Origin of the sequence: Streptomyces sp. DH10 (assembly GCF_029813805.1) — a bacterium.
Taxonomy (GTDB): Bacteria; Actinomycetota; Actinomycetes; order Streptomycetales; family Streptomycetaceae; genus Streptomyces; species Streptomyces coeruleofuscus.
Map to the genome: position 1 here is coordinate 180,555 of NZ_JARVKU010000019.1, position 18,519 is coordinate 199,073.

Annotated in this window: 17 protein-coding genes; 11 read left to right on the forward strand and 6 right to left on the reverse strand. The window is 72.3% G+C overall.

Annotated features, from left to right (window positions below):
• Window positions 1-118: 118 nt before the first annotated feature.
• Both QC385_RS32445 and QC385_RS32450 read right to left on the reverse strand, forming a co-directional pair.
• The gene (locus QC385_RS32445) at window positions 119-487 is read right to left on the reverse strand and encodes a helix-turn-helix domain-containing protein (protein ID WP_279544922.1); all 369 of its coding nucleotides are present in this window, start codon (window positions 485-487) and stop codon (window positions 119-121) included.
• The gene (locus tag QC385_RS32450; protein WP_279544923.1) at window positions 484-735 is read right to left on the reverse strand and encodes a hypothetical protein; all 252 of its coding nucleotides are present in this window, start codon (window positions 733-735) and stop codon (window positions 484-486) included. Before QC385_RS32450 ends, QC385_RS32445 begins: the two co-directional genes overlap by 4 nt.
• Before the next feature lie 319 nt (window positions 736-1,054).
• Between QC385_RS32450 and QC385_RS32455 the strand changes: the two genes are divergently transcribed.
• The 5 genes from QC385_RS32455 (at window position 1,055) to QC385_RS32475 (ending at window position 5,786) form a co-directional block, all read left to right on the forward strand.
• Window positions 1,055-1,876 (forward strand): TIM barrel protein, encoded by an 822-nt coding sequence (locus tag QC385_RS32455; protein ID WP_279544924.1) that lies wholly within the window; start codon window positions 1,055-1,057, stop codon window positions 1,874-1,876.
• Between the two features lie 22 nt (window positions 1,877-1,898).
• Entirely contained in the window at window positions 1,899-2,792 is an 894-nt protein-coding gene (locus tag QC385_RS32460; RefSeq protein ID WP_279544925.1) for a 2-hydroxy-3-oxopropionate reductase, read from the forward strand.
• A gap of 208 nt (window positions 2,793-3,000) precedes the next feature.
• On the forward strand, window positions 3,001-4,458 hold the full coding sequence (locus QC385_RS32465) for a catalase (protein ID WP_279544926.1): 1,458 nt from the start codon (window positions 3,001-3,003) through the stop codon (window positions 4,456-4,458).
• A 317-nt stretch (window positions 4,459-4,775) separates the two neighbouring features.
• Window positions 4,776-5,012: a hypothetical protein gene (locus QC385_RS32470; RefSeq protein ID WP_279544927.1), complete on the forward strand. Its 237-nt coding sequence runs from the start codon at window positions 4,776-4,778 to the stop codon at window positions 5,010-5,012.
• A gap of 156 nt (window positions 5,013-5,168) precedes the next feature.
• Window positions 5,169-5,786, forward strand: a complete 618-nt coding sequence (locus QC385_RS32475) for a TIGR04222 domain-containing membrane protein (RefSeq protein ID WP_279544928.1) — start codon at window positions 5,169-5,171, stop codon at window positions 5,784-5,786.
• A gap of 69 nt (window positions 5,787-5,855) precedes the next feature.
• Here QC385_RS32475 and gcl read toward each other — a convergent pair whose 3' ends face one another.
• Window positions 5,856-7,640 (reverse strand): glyoxylate carboligase, encoded by a 1,785-nt coding sequence (gene gcl / locus QC385_RS32480; protein ID WP_279544929.1) that lies wholly within the window; start codon window positions 7,638-7,640, stop codon window positions 5,856-5,858.
• Window positions 7,641-7,851: 211 nt separating this feature from the next.
• Between gcl and QC385_RS32485 the strand changes: the two genes are divergently transcribed.
• On the forward strand, window positions 7,852-8,793 hold the full coding sequence (locus QC385_RS32485) for a hypothetical protein (protein WP_279544930.1): 942 nt from the start codon (window positions 7,852-7,854) through the stop codon (window positions 8,791-8,793).
• Between the two features lie 26 nt (window positions 8,794-8,819).
• Here QC385_RS32485 and QC385_RS32490 read toward each other — a convergent pair whose 3' ends face one another.
• Entirely contained in the window at window positions 8,820-9,131 is a 312-nt protein-coding gene (locus tag QC385_RS32490) for an imine reductase family protein (protein WP_336621338.1), read from the reverse strand.
• Window positions 9,132-9,228: 97 nt separating this feature from the next.
• Between QC385_RS32490 and QC385_RS32495 the strand changes: the two genes are divergently transcribed.
• Window positions 9,229-9,735, forward strand: coding sequence for a GNAT family N-acetyltransferase (locus QC385_RS32495; protein ID WP_279544932.1), 507 nt, complete (start codon window positions 9,229-9,231; stop codon window positions 9,733-9,735).
• A gap of 55 nt (window positions 9,736-9,790) precedes the next feature.
• On the forward strand, window positions 9,791-10,303 hold the full coding sequence (locus QC385_RS32500; RefSeq protein ID WP_279544933.1) for a GNAT family N-acetyltransferase: 513 nt from the start codon (window positions 9,791-9,793) through the stop codon (window positions 10,301-10,303).
• Here QC385_RS32500 and QC385_RS32505 read toward each other — a convergent pair.
• Both QC385_RS32505 and QC385_RS32510 read right to left on the reverse strand, forming a co-directional pair.
• On the reverse strand, window positions 10,216-11,814 hold the full coding sequence (locus tag QC385_RS32505; protein ID WP_279544934.1) for an AMP-binding protein: 1,599 nt from the start codon (window positions 11,812-11,814) through the stop codon (window positions 10,216-10,218). The genes QC385_RS32500 and QC385_RS32505 overlap by 88 nt on opposite strands.
• On the reverse strand, window positions 11,811-13,490 hold the full coding sequence (locus tag QC385_RS32510) for an AMP-binding protein (RefSeq protein ID WP_279544935.1): 1,680 nt from the start codon (window positions 13,488-13,490) through the stop codon (window positions 11,811-11,813). Before QC385_RS32510 ends, QC385_RS32505 begins: the two co-directional genes overlap by 4 nt.
• A 124-nt stretch (window positions 13,491-13,614) precedes the next feature.
• On the opposite strand from QC385_RS32510, the gene QC385_RS32515 reads away from it, so the two are divergent.
• The 3 genes from QC385_RS32515 to QC385_RS32525 all read left to right on the forward strand — a co-directional run bounded on the left by QC385_RS32515 (window position 13,615) and on the right by QC385_RS32525 (window position 18,487).
• Entirely contained in the window at window positions 13,615-14,424 is an 810-nt protein-coding gene (locus QC385_RS32515; RefSeq protein ID WP_279544936.1) for a helix-turn-helix transcriptional regulator, read from the forward strand.
• A 204-nt stretch (window positions 14,425-14,628) separates the two neighbouring features.
• A complete protein-coding gene (locus QC385_RS32520; RefSeq protein ID WP_279544937.1) occupies window positions 14,629-17,481 on the forward strand; it encodes a helix-turn-helix transcriptional regulator in 2,853 nt (950 codons plus the stop codon).
• A gap of 214 nt (window positions 17,482-17,695) precedes the next feature.
• Window positions 17,696-18,487 carry a S1 family peptidase gene (locus QC385_RS32525; RefSeq protein ID WP_279544938.1) on the forward strand — a complete coding sequence of 264 codons (792 nt, stop codon included), beginning with the start codon at window positions 17,696-17,698 and terminating at the stop codon, window positions 18,485-18,487.
• The last annotated feature ends 32 nt before the right edge of the window (window positions 18,488-18,519 follow it).

The window sequence follows — 18,519 nt, forward strand, 5'->3', positions numbered from 1 at the left end:
GTGCCGATAGCTAACGCCCTCCCGCGACAGCACGTCAACAGTTTGTTGAAAATTCCGTGTGTCGAAACCCGGCGAGGCGGCGGAACCGGGCATGGGCTCGGTCAGGGCATGAGCCCGGTCAGGCGCCCTTCTCGCGGTTGAGGTAGTTGTAGACGGTGAAGCGGCTGACGCCCAGTGCGCTCGCCACGGTCTCCACCCCGTGCCGTACGGAGAAGGCGCCGCGCGCCTCGAGTATCCGTACGACCTCCTGCTTGGCCTTGCGGTCCAGGTCGGCCAGCGGCATGCCCTTGCGGCGCTCCATGGCGGCCAGGATGTGATCGAGGGAGTCGGCGAGCTGCGGCAGCCGTACGGCGACGGCGTCGGTGCCCTCCCAGGACAGGACGACGTCGTCGGGGCCGGCCTCGTCGGGCGGGATCATCTCGCCGCCCATGGCGTCGACCAGGGGCTTCACGGCCGCGATGAACGGCTCGTCCCCGGCGCCGCTCACGCCTCGCCCTCCTCGATCACGTTGACCTGGAGCGAGACCCGGGTGGCGCCCGCCTCCAGGGTCTTGCGGAGCAGGGCGTCCACGGCGGTGAGCACCGCGTCCGCGCCGCCCTCGGCGGTGTTGCCGAACGGGCCCACGTCCACGGCGTCCAGTTCGGCGGCCTCCACGATCTCGCGGGCGACCACCGCGTGCGCGGGCGCCTCGTCGAGGTCGAAGGGCTCGGTGGTGAACTCCACTCTCAGTCGCATACTGCCCCCAGAACCGTTGTGACCTGTGCGACCTTAGCCGACGCCGGGACGGAGCGGACCGCCCGCGCAAGCACTCCGCACTCTGCGCGTGAGCACATCTCCATCAACATACGCACACGCCTCCCGCACATTCGCATGCACGCCCGCCGGCCGCCCCCGTCTTCGCGCGGCGACGCGGACGGTGAAGCACGGACCCACCCGCCCGCAGGCCGGGGTCCACCGCCGACCCCCTTGACAAGCCACGAGACCCGACGGCAGTCTTCCGGTAAGCAGAAAGCAACTTCCACAATGCGGAACTAGCGGAAGGGAGCGCGGCCCGATGGGATTCGCAGACCAGCGCTTCAACGTCAACCTGTCGATCCTCTTCACGGAACTCCCGCTCCTGGAGCGCCCCGCGGCCGCCGCCGCGGCCGGCTTCACTGCGGTCGAGCTGTGGTGGCCCTGGGTCGACTCGCCCACCCCTGAACAGCCGGAGCTCGACGCGCTGAAGAAGGCCGTCGAGGACGCCGGCGTCCAGCTCACGGGCCTCAACTTCTACGCCGGTCGACTGCCCGGCCCCGACCGTGGCGCCCTGTCGATCCCGGGCGAGGAGTCGGAGAGGTTCCGCGCCAACATCGACGTGGCGGCCGGCTTCGCCGCCTCCCTGGGCTGCACGGCGCTCAACGCGCTGTACGGCAACCGCGTCGAGGGCGTGGACCCGGCCGAGCAGGACGCGCTCGCGCTGGAGAACCTGGCGCTCGCGGCCCGGGCCGCCGACCGGATCGGCGCGATCCTGCTGATCGAGGCACTGAACCAGCCCGAGTCGCCGGCTTATCCGCTGACGTCGGCACCGGCTGCCGTCGGCGTCGTCGACAAGGTCAACGACACGACGGGGCTGGGCAACGCCCGCTTCCTCATGGACCTCTACCACCTGTCCATGAACGGCGAGGACCTGCCGCAGGTGATCGAGCGGTACGCCGCGAAGACCGGCCACGTCCAGATCGCCGACAACCCCGGCCGCGGTGCCCCCGGGACGGGCTCGCTGCCCCTCGAAGACCTCCTCGACCAGCTGAACAAGGCGGGTTACGACGGCTGGGTCGGCCTCGAGTACAAGCCGGGCGAGCGCCCGAGCGCCGAGGCCTTCGACTGGCTGCCCCGCTGACCCCCGGACCGAAAGGCACACCATGAGCAACGCACTGCCCAAGATCGCCTGGATCGGCCTCGGCATCATGGGCTCCCCCATGTCCGAGAATCTGATCAAGGCGGGCTACGACGTCACCGGATTCACCCTGGAGCGGGAGAAGCTGGACCGCCTCGCCGCCGCCGGCGGCACGGCCGCCGGCTCGATCGCCGAGGCCGTGCGGGACGCCGACGTCGTCATCACGATGGTGCCCGCCTCCCCGCAGGTCGAGGCCATCGCCTACGGCCCCGACGGCATCCTGGAGAACGCCAGGTCCGGCGCCCTGCTGATCGACATGTCCTCGATCACCCCGCAGACCTCGGTCGACCTGGCGAAGGCGGCGAAGGACAAGGGCGTCCGCGTCCTGGACGCCCCGGTGTCCGGCGGGGAGGCCGGTGCGATCGAGGCCGTGCTGTCCATCATGGCCGGCGGCGAGCAGGCCGACTTCGACCAGGCCAGGCCCATCTTCGAGGCACTCGGCAAGACCATCGTGCTGTGCGGCCCGCACGGCTCCGGCCAGACCGTGAAGGCCGCCAACCAGCTGATCGTCGCCGTGAACATCCAGGCGTGCGCCGAGGCCGTGGTCTTCCTGGAGAAGTCCGGCGTGGACCTGAAGGCCGCCCTGGACGTCCTGGGCGGCGGCCTGGCGGGCTCGACCGTGCTGACCCGCAAGAAGGACAACTTCCTCGGCCGGGACTTCAAGCCGGGCTTCCGGATCGACCTGCACCACAAGGACATGGGCATCGTCACCGACGCCGCCCGCAACGTCGGCGCGGCCCTGCCCGTCGGCGCCGTGGTCGCCCAGCTGGTCGCGTCCCTGCGCGCACAGGGCGACGGCGGCCTGGACCACTCGGCGCTGCTGCGGGCCGTGGAGCGGCTCTCCGGCGCCCGGATCTGACCCTTGTAGACCCTCAGGGACCCGAGGGTCCCTCGTACCCCGGGCGGCGCCGCCGCTGACACCTGTCCTGTCGCGCCCAAAGGGGCGGCGCCGCCCGGACCCACCCATGCCCATCGCTTCAACAAACTGTTGACGCTCCGATCATCCCGACCCTAGGCTCCACAAAGCGGAAACACTTTTCCGCTGCCCTCTCGTACGGAAGGTCACGATGTCGCAGCGCGTGCTCACCACCGAGTCCGGCGCCCCCGTCGCCGACAACCAGAACTCCGCCACCGCCGGCGTCGGCGGCCCGCTCCTGCTCCAGGACCAGCAGCTGCTGGAGAAGCTCGCCCGCTTCAACCGCGAGCGCATCCCGGAGCGCGTGGTGCACGCCCGGGGCTCCGGCGCCTACGGCCACTTCGAGGTGACCGACGAGGTCACCGGCTTCACCCACGCCGACTTCCTCAGTGAGACCGGCAAGCGGACCGAGGTCTTCCTGCGCTTCTCGACCGTGGCCGACAGCCTCGGCGGCGCGGACGCGGTGCGCGACCCGCGCGGTTTCGCGGTCAAGTTCTATACGGCCGAGGGCAATTACGACCTCGTCGGCAACAACACCCCGGTGTTCTTCATCAAGGACCCGGTCAAGTTCCCCGACTTCATCCACTCCCAGAAGCGCGACCCGTTCACGGGCCGTCAGGAGCCGGACAACGTCTGGGACTTCTGGGCGCACTCCCCCGAGGCCACGCACCAGGTGACCTGGCTGATGGGCGACCGCGGCATCCCGGCCTCGTACCGGCACATGAACGGCTACGGCTCGCACACCTACCAGTGGACGAACAGCCGGGGCGAGGCCTTCTTCGTCAAGTACCACTTCAAGACCAACCAGGGCGTCCGCTGCCTGAGCAGCGAGCAGGCCGCCGAGCTCGCGGGCGAGGACCCGAACTCCCACCAGACGGACCTGCTCCAGGCCATCGAGCGGGGCGTGCACCCGTCCTGGACCCTCTACGTCCAGCTGATGCCGGCGGCCGAAGCGTCCGACTACCGCTTCAACCCGTTCGACGTGACCAAGGTCTGGCCGCACCAGGACTACCCGCTGCGGCGCGTGGGCCGGCTGGTGCTGGACCGCAACCCGGACAACGTCTTCGCCGAGGTGGAGCAGGCCGCGTTCTCCCCGAACAACTTCGTGCCGGGCATCGGCCCCTCCCCCGACAAGATGCTCCAGGGCCGCCTGTTCGCCTACGCGGACGCCCACCGCTACCGCCTGGGCGTCAACCACACGCAGCTGGCCGTCAACGCCCCCCGGGCCACGACCGCGCGGAACTACGGCCGCGACGGCCTCATGGCGTCCAACCCCCAGGGCCGGTACGCCAAGAACTACGAGCCGAACTCCTACGACGGCCCGGTGGAGACCGGCCGCCCGCTGTCGGCCCCGCTGGCGGTGACCGGCCACACGGGCACCCACGCGGCCCCCCTCCACACCAAGGACGACGACTTCTTCCAGGCCGGCGAGCTGTACCGGCTGATGTCCGCCGACGAGAAGTCCCGCTTGGTCGCGAACATCGCCGGCGGCCTCTCCCAGGTCTCCCGCGACGACGTGATCGACAAGAACCTCGCGCACTTCCACGCCGCCGACCCCGACTACGGGCGTCGCGTGGAGGAGGCGGTCCGCGCCCTGCGCGAGGACTGAACTCCCTGACCGCGTCCGACCGCCCGGGGCGACCCGGATGAGGGGTGGTCGCCCCCGGGCACGGACGCGGGCAGGGCGCGGACCGCGGCGGAGTGTGAGCCAGTGCGGTGGTGAAGGACCCGGCCGGGCTTCTCGACCTGAGGGAAGACCGTTTTGGACTCCGTCACACCCGCCGCGGTCCCAGTACCGGCACCACCCCACCCCGCAGACCCCGTCCGGTGGCGCGAACGTCCTGTCGCGCCCAGCCTCGCGCCGCCGGACGGCCAGCCTCTCTCCCCCGGGGTGCGGAACCGCTCCCGCGGCAGCAGCCTGAAGGCATGGCACATCCAACCGAGCATCCGCACGTCGTGGTCCACGCTCCCGCCCTGGACGGATCGCGGCGGGTCACGCTGGGCGACGAACCCCTGGGCATCGCCACGCACGTCGACGACGTGGCGGAGATTCTGCGGCTGGCCGACCTCTACGTCACCGACGTCGAGGAGGACGACCTCGTCGAGTGGCAGGGCGGTGGCCCGGACGACTGGCCGGGGCTCTCGGAGCACCACGGCACATGAGCGCGTACGGCACCGGTCGTACATCCCGTACGGAACCCTCAAATGAACCTCTGAACCCGGCCCCGGGGGCTTCAACCGCCCCCGGGGCCGGGCACATTCTCGGCACACGGGGCCCGCCGGCACGGGGGCGGCGGGCCCCGGCACGGGGGTGAAGCCATGGGCGACGGTACGGCGGTCCGGCTGGAGCCGCACGAGATCGCACTACTGGGGGACGGTCCGCGGGCCGCCGTCACCGTCGCCATGGTGGACCTGTATCTGCGGGGCCTGGTGGAGGCGGACCGGCCGGGGACGATACGGGCGGGCATCGCGGACGCCGTGAGCGCGGAGCAGACGCCGTCCGCCCTGGCCCAGGCGGTGCACTCCTGCCTCCACGAGCCCGCCGGTCTCCGGACGTTGGCCAAGGATCCGGACGTACGGCTCGCGCTGGCCCTCCTGCGCATCCCGCTCGCGGATGCGGGCCTGCTGCGCTACCCGCTGCTCGGCCCGACGCGCGGCGCCCGCCGCCATGTGCGGGACCTGCGGCAGCGCCACCCGCTGCCCGCGAGCAGGCGCGGCCTGACCGATCACGACCGGCTGCTGGCCGTCGCGCTGCACGGCGAAGCGGCCCTGCGGCTGCTGGTGCCGCGCTTCGCCCTGCGGGCGGGTCTGATCCGCCGGGCAGAGGTGGGCGGCAAGGGCCTCCTCAAGCACTCGCCGCGCGGTACGGGCGGAGGCGGCGGGGGCTACTCGTACTGCGGCGGGGGCGGGGGCGGGGGTGGAGGCGGCGGGGACTGACCGGGGGGCCACGCACGCGTGAGGGGCGGTCCGTCCTCCCGGACGGGCCGCCCCTTTCCCGCCCGCGCGTCAGACCTTCAGTGTCCTGATCGACGTCGGCGCATGGCCCGGCTCCGTGGCGAGTTCCTCGAACTCCACGACGTTGCCGATGTCGTTGGTCGTCGACATGGAGATGTTGGTGACGCGCTCCAGGATCGCCTCGACGACGACCGGGACCCGGTGCTCGGCGGCGAGCTTCTTGGCCTGCTCGAAGGCGGCGCCGAGTTCGGCGGGGTCGGTGACGCGGATCGCCTTGCAACCGAGGCCCTCGGCGACCTTGACGTGGTCGACGCCGTAGACGCCGAGCTCGGGCGCGTTGATGTTCTCGAACTCCAGGTTGACCTGGAAGTCGATGTCGAACGCGCGCTGCGCCTGGCGGATCAGGCCCAGGTAGGAGTTGTTGACGAGGACGTGCACGTACGGGATCTTGTGCTGCGCGCCGACGGCCAGTTCCTCGATCATGAACTGGAAGTCGTAGTCGCCGGAGAGCGCGACGACGGACGCCTCCGGGTCGGCCTTGGCGACGCCGAGCGCGGCCGGGATGGTCCAGCCGAGCGGGCCCGCCTGACCGCAGTTGATCCAGTGGCGGGGCCGGTAGACGTGCAGCATCTGGGCACCGGCGATCTGTGAGAGGCCGATGGTGGACACGTACCGCGTCTCCGGGCCGAAGGCCTTGTTCATCTCCTCGTAGACCCGCTGCGGCTTGATCGGGATGTCGTCGAAGTGCGTACGGCGCTGGAGGCTCGCCTTCCGCTCCTGCGCCGAGGCCGCCCAGGCGGAGCGGTCGGGCAGCCTGCCGGCCGTCTTCAGCTCGCGCGCCACCTCGACGAACAGCTCCAGCGCGGCCCTGGCGTCGGAGGCGATGCCGTAGTCGGGGGCGAAGATCCTGCCGATCTGGGTGGGCTCGATGTCGACGTGGACGAACTTCCGTCCGGCGGTGTAGACGTCGAGTCTGCCGGTGTGGCGGTTGGCCCAGCGGTTGCCGACGCCGAGGACGAAGTCGGACTCCAGGAAGGTCGCGTTGCCGTAGCGGTGCGAGGTCTGGAGGCCGACCATGCCGGCGTTCAGCTCGTGGTCGTCGGGCAGGACGCCCCAGCCCATGAGGGTGGGGACGACCGGGGTGCCGGTCAACTCGGCGAACTCGACGAGCAGTTCGGCGGCGTCGGCGTTGATGACGCCGCCGCCCGCGACGATCAGCGGCCGCTCGGAGGCGTTCAGCATCCCGATCGCCTTCTCGATCTGGGCGCGGGTCGCGGCGGGCTTGTAGACCGGGAGCGGCTCGTACGTCTCCGGGTCGAACTCGATCTCCGTCATCTGGACGTCGATCGGCAGGTCGATCAGGACCGGGCCGGGGCGGGCGGAGCGCATCAGGTGGAAGGCCTGCTGGAAGACGCCGGGGACCTGCGCGGCCTCCAGCACGGTCACGGCCATCTTGGTGACGGGCTTGGCGATCGAGGCGATGTCGACGGCCTGGAAGTCCTCTTTGTGGATCACGGCGGTCGGTGCCTGACCGGTGATGCACAGAATCGGGACGGAGTCGCCGGTCGCGGAGTACAGGCCCGTGATCATGTCGGTGCCGGCCGGGCCGGAGGTGCCGATGCAGACGCCGATGTTGCCCGGGTGGGTGCGGGTGTAGCCCTCGGCCATGTGCGAGGCGCCCTCCACGTGGCGGGCGAGGGTGTGGTGGATGCCGCCGGAGGCCTTGAGCGCCGCGTAGAAGGGGTTGATCGCCGCGCCCGGGACACCGAACGCGTCGGTGACGCCCTCCCGCTTGAGGATCTCAACTGCCGCGCGGGCAGCGGTCATTCGAGCCATCGAGTACTCCTGCTTCGGCTGTCGGATTCGCACTCCCGTCGCGCCCCGCGGTGAGCTCTTCCGTATTATGGAAATAAACTTCTACGATCTGGAATGAATGTATGCGGGGCCGGCGAAGGGCGTCAAGAGAGGGGGCAAGCGGCGGACAGGCAGGGCCTCGCCGGAGCACGATGGACGCGCTGTCCCGATGTGACGCCGTACTGGAGTGGCCATGGCCGAGAGCGTGCCGGTGCGCTGTCCGTCCTGCCGACGGGAGCACCGCTTCACGGCACCGTCGTACCCGTGCGCGTGCGGAGCGGCCGTCGCCCCGCGGCTCGACCCGGACGGGACGGTGACGACCGTCGCCCACCGTGTCTGGCAGGACGACTGGGTGACGGTGCGGTGCGCGTCCTGCGGCCGGCGCGGGGAGTGGCCGCGGCCGGAGGTGGGCTGCCCGTGCGGGGTGGTACTGCGGGTGCCGGTCGTGGAGGGGCGGGAGATGGCCGGCCCGGGTGGTTCGACGGACCAGGACCCGGCAGCCGGCGGTGGGCTCAGGTCTGATCGGGACATCACCGTCGGCGCGGACGCCGAGGCCGCCGGGCGGGACGGCGCGCCGGGCGCGGGTGCTGCGACCGGCCCGCGCGACGCCGCAGCCGCCGCCGAGGGGGACGCCGCTTCTGTCGAGGCCGGTGCTGGTGCCGGTGCCGCCGACGCCGGTGCCTGTGCCGGCTCCTCCACCGACACCGCCGACACCGCCGACCCTGCCGACGCCGCCGCCCGGCCACCCTTCCGCTCCGTCACGATCCGTACCGCCCTCGACGCCGTCACGGCCGCCGCGCTGTACCTGCGCTGGCTCGGCTACCGGCGTGTCCGGCGGGCGGACCAGCGGCCGCCGTCCGGGATCGGCCTCGCCGCCCGCGGCGTCGTCGCGCTGGTCGACCCGGCCGTGCGCCCGGCGACCCTGCGGGACGTGGAGTGCCTGTGGCTGACGGCCATGACGGAGTCGGCCGACTGTCTGTACTTCTCCCTCGCCGGGTACGCGGACGACGCCCGGGCCCGCGCCGACGCCCTCGGCATCCCGCTGTTCGTCCTCGACCTCACCGGCACGCCGCGGCCGGTGAACGCCCCGGCCGACGCACTGGACGCCACCGGGACGCAGAACCGGGCGCCCTGACACCCGGCAACAGTCGCTGCGGCCGGTCAGTCGGTGCCGGGTTTGCTGAACTCCTCGATCAGCACGGGGTACTGCTTGCCACCGTTTCCGGCGGCGATCGAGCGGTCCGCCATCGCCTTGAACAGCTTCGGCAGTTCGGCGTTGACACCGACGGCCTCGCTCTCCTCGATCAGGTGCGCCATGGCCCGCGCGTCGGTCTCCAGGGCCGACACCTCGGCCGGGAAGGAGCCGCTGTCTATCTGCTCAGCGTATCCGGGCAGCCATTCGGCCACGCCGGCGGCGATCCGCTGCGCGAACGGCGCGTACGTCGCGGCGTCGACACCGGCCGTCCTGAGCAGCGCGGTGCGGTGCGGACCACGGCCTGGCGTCCCTGTGCAGAATCACCGCCTCGGGCGTACACAGGACCCCATACGCACCGCCGCGCATACTCACCCCATGCGTATCCGCCCCGCGACCGCCGCCGAACTCCCCGCCCTCCAGGACATCGAACGTGCCGCCGGGCTCCCCTTCCGCGACCTCGGCATGCCGGAGATCGCCGACGACGAACCGCCCGCGCTCGACGTGCTGGAGCGCTACCGCCGGGCGGGCCGCTGCTGGGTCGCGGTGGACGAGCGGGACCACCCGGTGGCGTACCTCGTCGCCGAACCCGTGGACGGCGCCCTGCACATCGAGCAGGTCTCGGTCCACCCGCGCGCTGCCCGCCGGGGCGTGGGCCGGGCCCTCCTGGCGTACGCCGCCGACCGCGCCCGCGAGGAGGGCCTGACCGCCCTGACGCTGACCACCTTCGCGGAGGTCCCGTGGAACGCCCCCTACTACGCCCGCCTCGGCTTCCGCACCCTCACGGAGGCGGAACTCACCCCCGGCCTGCGCGAGATCCGCACGACGGAGGCCGCACACGGCCTCGACCGCTGGCCCCGCGTGTGCATGCGCGCACCGCTGTGACCGAGCCGCGGTAATCCGCGCGCGGCCCGGCCGCACTGCTGCCACGATGCGCCCCATGAGCGACAACGAACCCGGCACGCTCGGCGTGCGCCGCGCCGAGCCGCCGGACCACACGGCACTGACCGGGACCGACCCGATCGCGGCGGCGGGCGACCGGGCACGCCGCGCGAGCATCCGGCGCTGGTGCGAGCAGGGCCGGGCCCTGCTGGCCGAAGACGCGCGCGGCCCCGTGGGCTACGCCGTGCTGGAGTACACCTTCTTCGAGCAGGGCTTCCTCACCCTGCTCACGGTCGCGCCCGCCGCACGCCGGCAGGGAGTGGCCACACGGCTTCTCACGGCTGTCGAAGCCGCGTGCGCCACGCCCAAGCTGTTCACCTCGACCAACGTCTCCAACCAGCCCATGCAGCACCTGCTCCTGAGGGCCGGCTGGCACCCCGCCGGTCTGGTCCACGGCCTCGACGACGGCGACCCCGAGCTCTTCTATCTCTGCCCGCCCGCGAACCTCTCCCGCAGCTCCACCTTGCGTACCTTCCCGGACACCGTCATCGGGAAGGAGTCGAGGAGCTGAAGTCTGCTCGGGATCTTGTAGTGGGCGAGGCGGCCCTGGCAGAACGCGTGGAGTTCGTCCAGGGTGAGCGGGTCGGCGGGGTCGTGGGGGATGACGCAGGCGAGGACCTCCTCGCCGTAGTGCTCGTGCGGGACGCCCACGACCTGGACGTCCTGGATCTTGGGGTGGGCGTAGAGGAACTCCTCGATCTCGCGGGGGTAGATGTTCTCCCCGCCCCGGATGATCATGTCCTTGATGCGGCCGACGATCTCGACGTAGCCGTCCTCGCGCATCACCGCGAGGTCGCCGGTGTGCATCCAGCGGCCCGCGTCCACGGCCTCGGCGGTCTTCTCCGGCTCGTTCCAGTAGCCGAGCATCACGCTGTAGCCGCGGGTGCACAACTCGCCCGCCTTGCCACGCGGTTGGGTCACGCCCGTCGCCGGGTCGACGATCTTCACCTCGATGTGCGGCAGCACGCGGCCGACCGTGCCGGTGCGGTGTTCCAGGTCGTCGTCGCGCCGGGTCTGCGTGGAGACGGGCGAGGTCTCCGTCATGCCGTAGCAGATGGACACCTCGGCCATGTTCATCTCGTTGACCACCCGCTTCATCACCTCCACGGGGCAGGGCGAGCCCGCCATGATGCCGGTGCGCAGGGAGGAGAGGTCGTAGGACGCGAAGCCGGGGAGGTTCAGCTCCGCGATGAACATGGTCGGGACGCCGTAGAGCGAGGTGCAGCGCTCCTGCTGGACCGCCTCCAGCGTGGCCTTCGGGTCGAAGGACGGGGCCGGGATGACCATGCAGGCGCCGTGGGACGTGGCGGCGAGATTGCCCATGACCATGCCGAAGCAGTGGTAGAAGGGCACCGGGATGCAGATCCGGTCCTGCTCCGTGTAGGCGATCGACTCGCCCACGAAATAGCCGTTGTTGAGGATGTTGTGGTGGGAGAGGGTGGCCCCCTTCGGGAAGCCCGTCGTGCCCGACGTGTACTGGATGTTGATCGGGTCGTCGCAGGACAGGCCGTCGTCCTCGAACCGGGCGCCGGGAGTCCCCCGCCCGAGCAGCGCGTCCCAGCTCGGATCCCCGAAGTACACGACCTCGCGCAACCCGGCGCATCCGCCCCGCACCTGCTCGGCCATCGCCCGGTAGTCACTCGTCTTGTGGCCGAGGGAGGCGAACAGCAGGGAGATCCCGGCCTGCTTGAGGACGTACTCGACCTCGTGGGTGCGGTAGGCCGGGTTGATGTTCACCATGATCGCGCCGATGCGGGCGGTGGCGTACTGGACCAGGACCCACTCGGGGCAGTTGACCGCCCAGATGCCCACCCGGTCGCCCTTGGCGACCCCGGAGGCGAGGAGCGCGGAGGCCAGCTCGTCGACGGCCGCGCCGAACCGCGCGTACGTCCAGCGCCGCCCGGACGGCACGTCGACCAGGGCCTCACGGTCCGGCCAGGTGGCCACGGCGCGGTTCAGGTTGGCCCCGATGGTGTCGCCGAGCAGAGCCGTCCCGCTGGTTCCGTGGCTGTACGAGTTCACCGGAAGTCCTCCTCGCGGTACTCGGCGTCCGATCCGGCCGCCGTGGCCTCGCGCAGCTCGATGCGGCGGATCTTGCCCGAGACGGTCTTGGGCAGGTCGCCGAACTCCAGGCGGCGGATGCGCTTGTAGGGGGCCAGGGCCTCACGGGAGTGCTCGAACAGCACCTTCGCGGTGTCGGGGCCGGGCTCCCAGCCGGCCGCCAGGACGACGTACGCCTTCGGCACCGCGAGCCGCAGCTCGTCCGGCGCGGGCACGACGGCCGCCTCTGCCACCGCCTCGTGCTCCAGCAGCGCGCTCTCCAGCTCGAAGGGGCTGATCTTGTAGTCGGACGCCTTGAAGACGTCGTCCGCGCGGCCGACATAGGTGATGTAGCCGTCCGCGTCGCGCGCGCCGATGTCGCCCGTGCGGTAGTAGCCGCCGGCCATCGCCTCGGCCGTGCGGTCCGCGTCGCCGTGGTAGCCGGTCATCAGGCCGACGGGGCGGTGCGACAGGTCGAGCGCGATCTCGCCCTCGCTCGCGCCCGGCGCGCCCGAGACGGGGTCCAGCAGCTCGACGCGGTAGCCGGGGCTCGGCCGGCCCATCGAGCCGGTCTTGAGGGGCTGGCCGGGGCTGTTGGCGACCTGCACGGCCGTCTCGGTCTGGCCGAAGCCGTCCCGGATGGTGACGCCCCAGGAGCGGCGGACCTGCTCGATGACCTCCGGGTTGAGCGGCTCACCGGCGGCGACGATCTCGCGCGGCGGGGTGCGCAGCTGCGCCAGGTCGGCCTGGATGAGCATGCGCCAGACGGTGGGCGGGGCGCAGAAGGTGGTGACGCCGGCCCGGTCCATCTCGGCCATGAGACGGGCGGCGTCGAAACGCGTGTAGTTGTACAGGAAGACGGTCGCTTCGGCGTTCCAGGGGGCGAAGAGGTTGGACCAGGCGTGCTTGGCCCAGCCGGGTGAGGAGATGTTCAGATGCACGTCGCCTGGCTTGAGGCCGATCCAGTACATGGTCGACAGGTGCCCGATCGGATACGACGTGTGGGTGTGCTCGACGAGTTTGGGCCGGGCGGTGGTGCCCGAGGTGAAGTACAGCATCAGCGGGTCGTCGGCCCGGGTCGGTGCGTCGGGCGCGAAGTCGGCGGGGGCGCCGTAGGCGTCGTCCAGCGGCAGCCAGCCCTCGGGCACGGCCCCCGCGTCCGTCGCGGCGATGCGGGTGTAGTCGCCGGGGACCCCGGCGAACTTGCCGGTGTCCTCGGGGCGTGCGATGACGTGCCGGACCCGGCCGCGGTCGACGCGGTCGCGCAGGTCGGCGGGGCCGAGCAGCGGGGTGGCCGGGATGACGACGGCCCGCAGTTTCATCGCCGCGAGCGCGGTGATCCACAGTTCGGCCTGGTTGCCGAGCATCACGAGGATCCGGTCCTCGGCGCGCACGCCCCGGGCCCGCAGCCAGTTGGCGAACTGGGCCGAGCGTACCGACATCTCCCCGAAGGACAGCTGTGTCTCGCGGCCGTCCTCCTCGACGATGTGCAGCGCGGTGCGGGCGTTGCCGTCCGCGATCTCGTCGAACCAGTCGAGCGCCCAGTTGAAGCGGTCGGGACGGGGCCAGCGGAAGCCCTCGTAGGCCGTGCCGTAGTCCTCGCGGTGTTCCAGCAGGAAGTCCCGCGCGCCGCGGAACACCTCCGTCGCCGATGCCATTCGTCCTCCTTGGTGCCGGACCATTGCCGGGCGGCTCCGAACCATCGTGTAATCCGTGATGCAGGTCTCACTACCCCCGAACGGGGGTGCGCCCGCGCAGGAGCCGTAGTGAAGGGGCGAGCAGGTGACAGCAGACGCGTCCGACGCGGTCGAGATACGGAACGCGCTGCTCCGTCTGCGGCGCGCCACCGGCCTTCCGGTCGCCTTCGGCGGCCTGCTGGAGGCCGGGCAGCGGACGCGCATCAGCGAACTGAGCGGCACGGCGACCCACGCGCTGCGTTCGCTGGTGGTGACGTCCGGGACCGGGCTGGGCGGCAGGACGGTGGTGCTCGCCCGGCCGTGCGTGGTGACGGACTACTCGGCGTCGCGGCAGATCAGCCACGAGTACGACGCCCCGGTGGCGGTGGAGGGGCTGCGCTCGGTGCTGGCCGTGCCGGTGGTCGTACGGCGCTCGGTGCGCGGGGTGCTGTACGGGGCGCTGCGCACGGCCCTGCCGCTGGGCGGGCGCATGCTGGACGAGGCCGTCGAGGCGGCGCGGGACGTGGAGCGGGCGCTGGTCGTGCGGGAGGAGGCCCGCTCGCTCGCCGCGGAGGGCGGGGCCGGCGTGGGACGGGAGCAGGTGCGGGAGGCGCACGCGGCGCTGCGGGCGCTGGCCCCGAAGATCGCGGATCAGGAGCTGCGGGCCGAGCTGCTCGACGCGTGTGCCCTGCTGACGGCCGATTCCGTCCCGTCGGACCGGGTCCGGCTCGCGCCGCGGGAGGTGGACGTGCTGGCGTGTGTCGCCGCGGGGGCCACGAACGCGGTCGCGGCCGAACGGCTGGGCGTGACGCCCGAGACCGTCAAGGGGTATCTGCGGTCGGCCATGCGGAAGCTGCGGGCCCGGACCAGGGGCGAGGCCGTGGTCGCCGCGCGCCGGGCGGGATGGTTGCCGTAGGTTTGCGATGTTTTCCGATACCCTTGCCCGTTCGATATGCCGACGGGTTCCCGGCCGGGCGTCACCGGCCTGTTCCGCCGCATTCGGGAGCCCCATGAATTCGCGCCCGGACCTGCGTTGTTATTTCCCTCACCACGCCGTCCGTCCGAAATTCAAAGAGCTGTTGCCTAATATTGGCCAGGACACGACACACGGAGGGGAGCGGTGACCGTGCGACGGGACTTCCAGGAGCCTCCCAGGAGCCGCCCCGACGTGGTCATCGGCCGGGAGGACCTGTTCACGTCGGCACGCGAACAGCTCGGCCGAGGCGGAAGTGTGCTGCTCCACGGCCCCGCGGGAATTGGAAAGTCCACGGTGCTGCGGGCGCTGGCCGCGGATTACGCCGGCGCGGGCCGGACCGTGTTGCGCTGCTCGGCCACCGAGTCCGAATCCCACCTGCCCTTCCTGGCACTGGCCGACCTGTTCGGCCTGGTTCTGGACGAGGTCTCCGGTGCGCTGCCCGCCGCCCAGCGAACCGCCCTGGAGTCCGCGCTCACCGGGCGCGGCGAGTCCACCCTCCAGCGCGACGGGCTCGCGCTGCGCCTCGCCGTGCTGTCGGCGCTGCGCGCCCTCGCCGCCAAGGATCCGGTGCTGATCGTCGCCGACGACCTCCAGTGGCTGGACGCGGCCAGCGCCGAGCTGCTCGGTTTCGCCGCCCGCCGGCTGGGCGACACGCCCGTGCAGATGCTGTGCGCGGTGCGGACCGAGGGCCAGGAGTACGACCGCCATCTACGCGCGTCCCCGCCCGACACGCTCGCCGTCCGGCTGGGCGCGCTGACCCGTACGCAGGTCTCCGCGCTGCTCGACCACCGCGGCTACACCCCCTTGTCCCGCTCCACGATCCGCGACATCCACCGCACCAGCGGCGGCAACCCGCTCTTCGCGCTGGAGCTGGGCCGCGCCCTGGCCGAGAGCCCGACGCGGCCCCGGCCCGGCGAGCCGCTGCCCGTGCCCACCTCGCTGCGGGCGCTGGTGCTGAGCCGGCTGGAGATGCTGTCCGACGAGGCGCGCCGCACCCTGCTGGTGGCCAGTGCCGGTGCCCGTCCCACGCTGGCGCTGCTGCACGCGGCCGGCCGGGAGCACGCCGAGGCCGAGACCGCCCAGGCCGCCGCGCTCGGACTGCTGGCGACGGAGCCGGAGGGGCCCGCCGTACGGTTCGCGCATCCGCTGATCTCGGCCGCGCTGTACGCGGAGGCCCCGGCGCGGGAGCGGCGGGCCGTGCACGCCGCGCTGTCCACGGCGGCCTCCGACCCGATCGAGCGGGCCCGGCACCTGGCCCTGGCGACCACCGGCACCGACCCGGACGTGGCGGCCAGGCTCGCGGAGGCCGGTGCGCTGGCCCGGGACCGCGGGGCGCCGTCCGTGGCCGCCTCGCTCGGGCTGCTCGCTGCCCGGCACACCCCGGCGGACAGCACGCCCGGCCCGGACGAGCGGCGGCTCCAGGCCGCGGAGGACGCCATCACCGCCGGTGAGGCCGACCTCGCCCGGGACATCGCCCGGGACGTGCTGACCCGGGCCAGCGTGCCCGCGGAGCGGGTGCGGGCCTGGATGGTGGTCATCGAGGCGGCCGGGCAGGCGCTCGGCGACGTCGACGCCGTCTTCCCGCAGGCCCTGGCCGACGCCGGCGACGACCCGCGGCTGCTCGCCCTGGTCCACTACCAGCTGGCCTGGCGCGGCCTGGTCGTCGAGGGCGACTTCGCCGAGGCCCGGCAGGAGGCCGCGCACGCGGCTGAGCTGGCCGCCCGCGGCAAGGACCGGCGCACCGAGCTGATGGCGCTGTCCTTCCAGGCCTCCACCGAGACCCTGATGGGCCACCCGGGCGCCCCCGAGACCGTCAAACGGGCGCTGAGAGAACCGCAGGACCCGTATGTGGCGTGCCACCACAACGGCGCCGGCTCGGCCCGGTTCCGCTGGCTGATCATGAGCGACCAGCTGCCCGAGGCGCGGGCGACCATCACCGCGCTGCTGCGCGAGGTGCGCAGGCGCGGCATGGTCGAGAGCGAGGTGCACTTCCTGCGCTTCCTCGCCGACACGGAACTGCGCTCCGGGCACTGCGGCCGGGCCCTGGACCTGGCCCGCGAGAGCCTGCGGCTCGCCCGGGACGCCGGGATCGGCGAGGGCGCCTCGGCGATGCTCGCCTCCCTCGCGGAGGCCTCGGCCGGGGACGTCGACCGGGCGCTGGTCCTCGCCCGTGAGGCGGCCGACCACGCCGAGGTCGACGGCGACCAGATGTACCTGTCCCGCGCCCTGGCGGCGCTGGGCTACGCCCAGTTGGTGGCCGGGGACCCGGCGGGCGCGGTCCGTTCGCTGCGCCGGGTGCGCGAGCTGGAGCAGGGCCTCGGCATCAACGACCCGGCGCGCGGCCGCTGGCACGGCGACCTCGCCGAGTCCCTGGTCCGCATCGGCGAACCGGGCGAGGCCCAGGACGTCATCGACACGGCACGGGTGCACGCGCTGCGGCTGGGCCGGGAGAGCGTGCTGGCCGTCCTCGACCGGGCCGAGGCGCTGGTGCGGGCGGCCCGCGGCGAACACGAGGCCGCCCTGGTCCGGCTGACGTCCGTTCAGGACCGGCTCGGCAGGCTGGGCTACGGCCTGGAGGAGGCGCGGGCCGCCTTCGCGCTGGCCCGGCTGCGCGCCCAGACCGCCGCTTTCTCCCGCGGCGGCGGGACTCCCCTGCCGGGGCCGGCGTCGTACGACGAGGCCGCCCGGCTGTTCCGGCGCTGCCGGGCGCTGCCCTGGCTGCGGCAGGTCGACGCGGCCGCCGCGGCCGGACCCGCTGCGGTGGAGCCGGCGTCCGTCGCACCGCCCGTCGCGCTCGACGCGCTGGAGGGCCTGGCGTCGATGGAGCGTCAGGTCGCCTCGCTGGTGATGGAGGGCGCGACCAATCGGGAGATCGCGGCCCGGCTGTTCATCAGCGTCAAGACCGTCGAGGCGACCCTGACCCGGGTCTACCGCAAGCTGGGGATCCGCTCGCGGGTGGACATCGTCCGGCTGGCGGCGGGCCGCCGCCCGACCTGACCCCACCTGCGTCCACCAGGGTCTGCAGGGCCCGACCGAGGGTTTTCCCTGCCCAACTCCCTTAGGGGAGTCCCTCATTGGGAGCCCGCCCTCGCGGGCTCTAGCTTTGTCGCGTGCCGCTCGCCGGACACACGGAGATCCGAACAACGGAGTCAGGGTCACCGTGCACCACCCACCCGCGCGACCCCCCACCGGCAACTCCCCGAGGAGACCCATGTTCGGGTTCAACCGTGTCAAGAAGGCCGCAGCCGTCGCCACGGCGACCGCTGCCGCCGCCGCGACCGCGCTGCTCTCCGCCCCCGCCGCCGTCGCCGCTCCCCAGCCGATCGTCGGCGGTACCACGACCACGACGACCGCGTACCCGTTCGTCATGCAGATCACGGATGCCTCGCAGAGCCAGTTCTGCGGCGGCACGCTCGTCTCGCCCACCAAGGTCGTCACCGCCGCCCACTGCATGGTCGGCGAGACCGCCGGCAGCGTGCGCGTCGTCGGCGGCCGAACGTATCTCAACGGCACCAACGGCACGGTCGCCAGAGTCAGCAAGATCTGGATCCACCCGAACTACACCAGTGTCACCAACGGCGAGGACGTGGCCGTGCTGACGCTGTCGACGTCGATGCCGTACACGCCGGCGAAGTACGTCTCCTCCTCGCAGACCTCGGTGTACGCGGCCGGCACCACCGCCCGCATCCTCGGCTGGGGCACGACCTCCTCGAACGGCAGCTCCTCCAACCAGCTGCGCACCGCGACCGTACCGACCGTGTCCGACTCCAGCTGCGGCAGCTCCTACGGCGCCGACTTCGTGCGGAGCGACATGGTGTGCGCCGGATACACCTCCGGCGGCGTGGACACCTGCCAGGGCGACAGCGGCGGCCCCCTACTCATCGGGGGCGTCCTGGCAGGCATCACTTCCTGGGGCGAGGGCTGCGCCCAGGCCGGTTACCCGGGTGTCTACACCCGGCTGACCACCTTCTCCAACCTGGTCACGACGCAGATCAACTCGTAACCCGGCAAAAGCTCCTGAGCACCCCTCAGGTG

Bases quoted from the DNA above. Each gene is read 5' to 3' on its own strand.
- QC385_RS32525 (WP_279544938.1), top strand. From the start codon at position 17,696: ATGTTCGGGTTCAACCGTGTCAAGAAGGCCGCAGCCGTCGCCACGGCG.
- QC385_RS32465 (WP_279544926.1), top strand. From the start codon at position 3,001: ATGTCGCAGCGCGTGCTCACCACCGAGTCCGGCGCCCCCGTCGCCGAC.
- QC385_RS32500 (WP_279544933.1), top strand. From the start codon at position 9,791: ATGAGCGACAACGAACCCGGCACGCTCGGCGTGCGCCGCGCCGAGCCG.
- QC385_RS32450 (WP_279544923.1), bottom strand. From the start codon at position 735: ATGCGACTGAGAGTGGAGTTCACCACCGAGCCCTTCGACCTCGACGAG.
- QC385_RS32475 (WP_279544928.1), top strand. From the start codon at position 5,169: ATGGGCGACGGTACGGCGGTCCGGCTGGAGCCGCACGAGATCGCACTA.
- QC385_RS32470 (WP_279544927.1), top strand. From the start codon at position 4,776: ATGGCACATCCAACCGAGCATCCGCACGTCGTGGTCCACGCTCCCGCC.
- QC385_RS32460 (WP_279544925.1), top strand. From the start codon at position 1,899: ATGAGCAACGCACTGCCCAAGATCGCCTGGATCGGCCTCGGCATCATG.
- gcl (WP_279544929.1), bottom strand. From the start codon at position 7,640: ATGGCTCGAATGACCGCTGCCCGCGCGGCAGTTGAGATCCTCAAGCGG.
- QC385_RS32495 (WP_279544932.1), top strand. From the start codon at position 9,229: ATGCGTATCCGCCCCGCGACCGCCGCCGAACTCCCCGCCCTCCAGGAC.
- QC385_RS32510 (WP_279544935.1), bottom strand. From the start codon at position 13,490: ATGGCATCGGCGACGGAGGTGTTCCGCGGCGCGCGGGACTTCCTGCTG.
- QC385_RS32455 (WP_279544924.1), top strand. From the start codon at position 1,055: ATGGGATTCGCAGACCAGCGCTTCAACGTCAACCTGTCGATCCTCTTC.
- QC385_RS32485 (WP_279544930.1), top strand. From the start codon at position 7,852: ATGGCCGAGAGCGTGCCGGTGCGCTGTCCGTCCTGCCGACGGGAGCAC.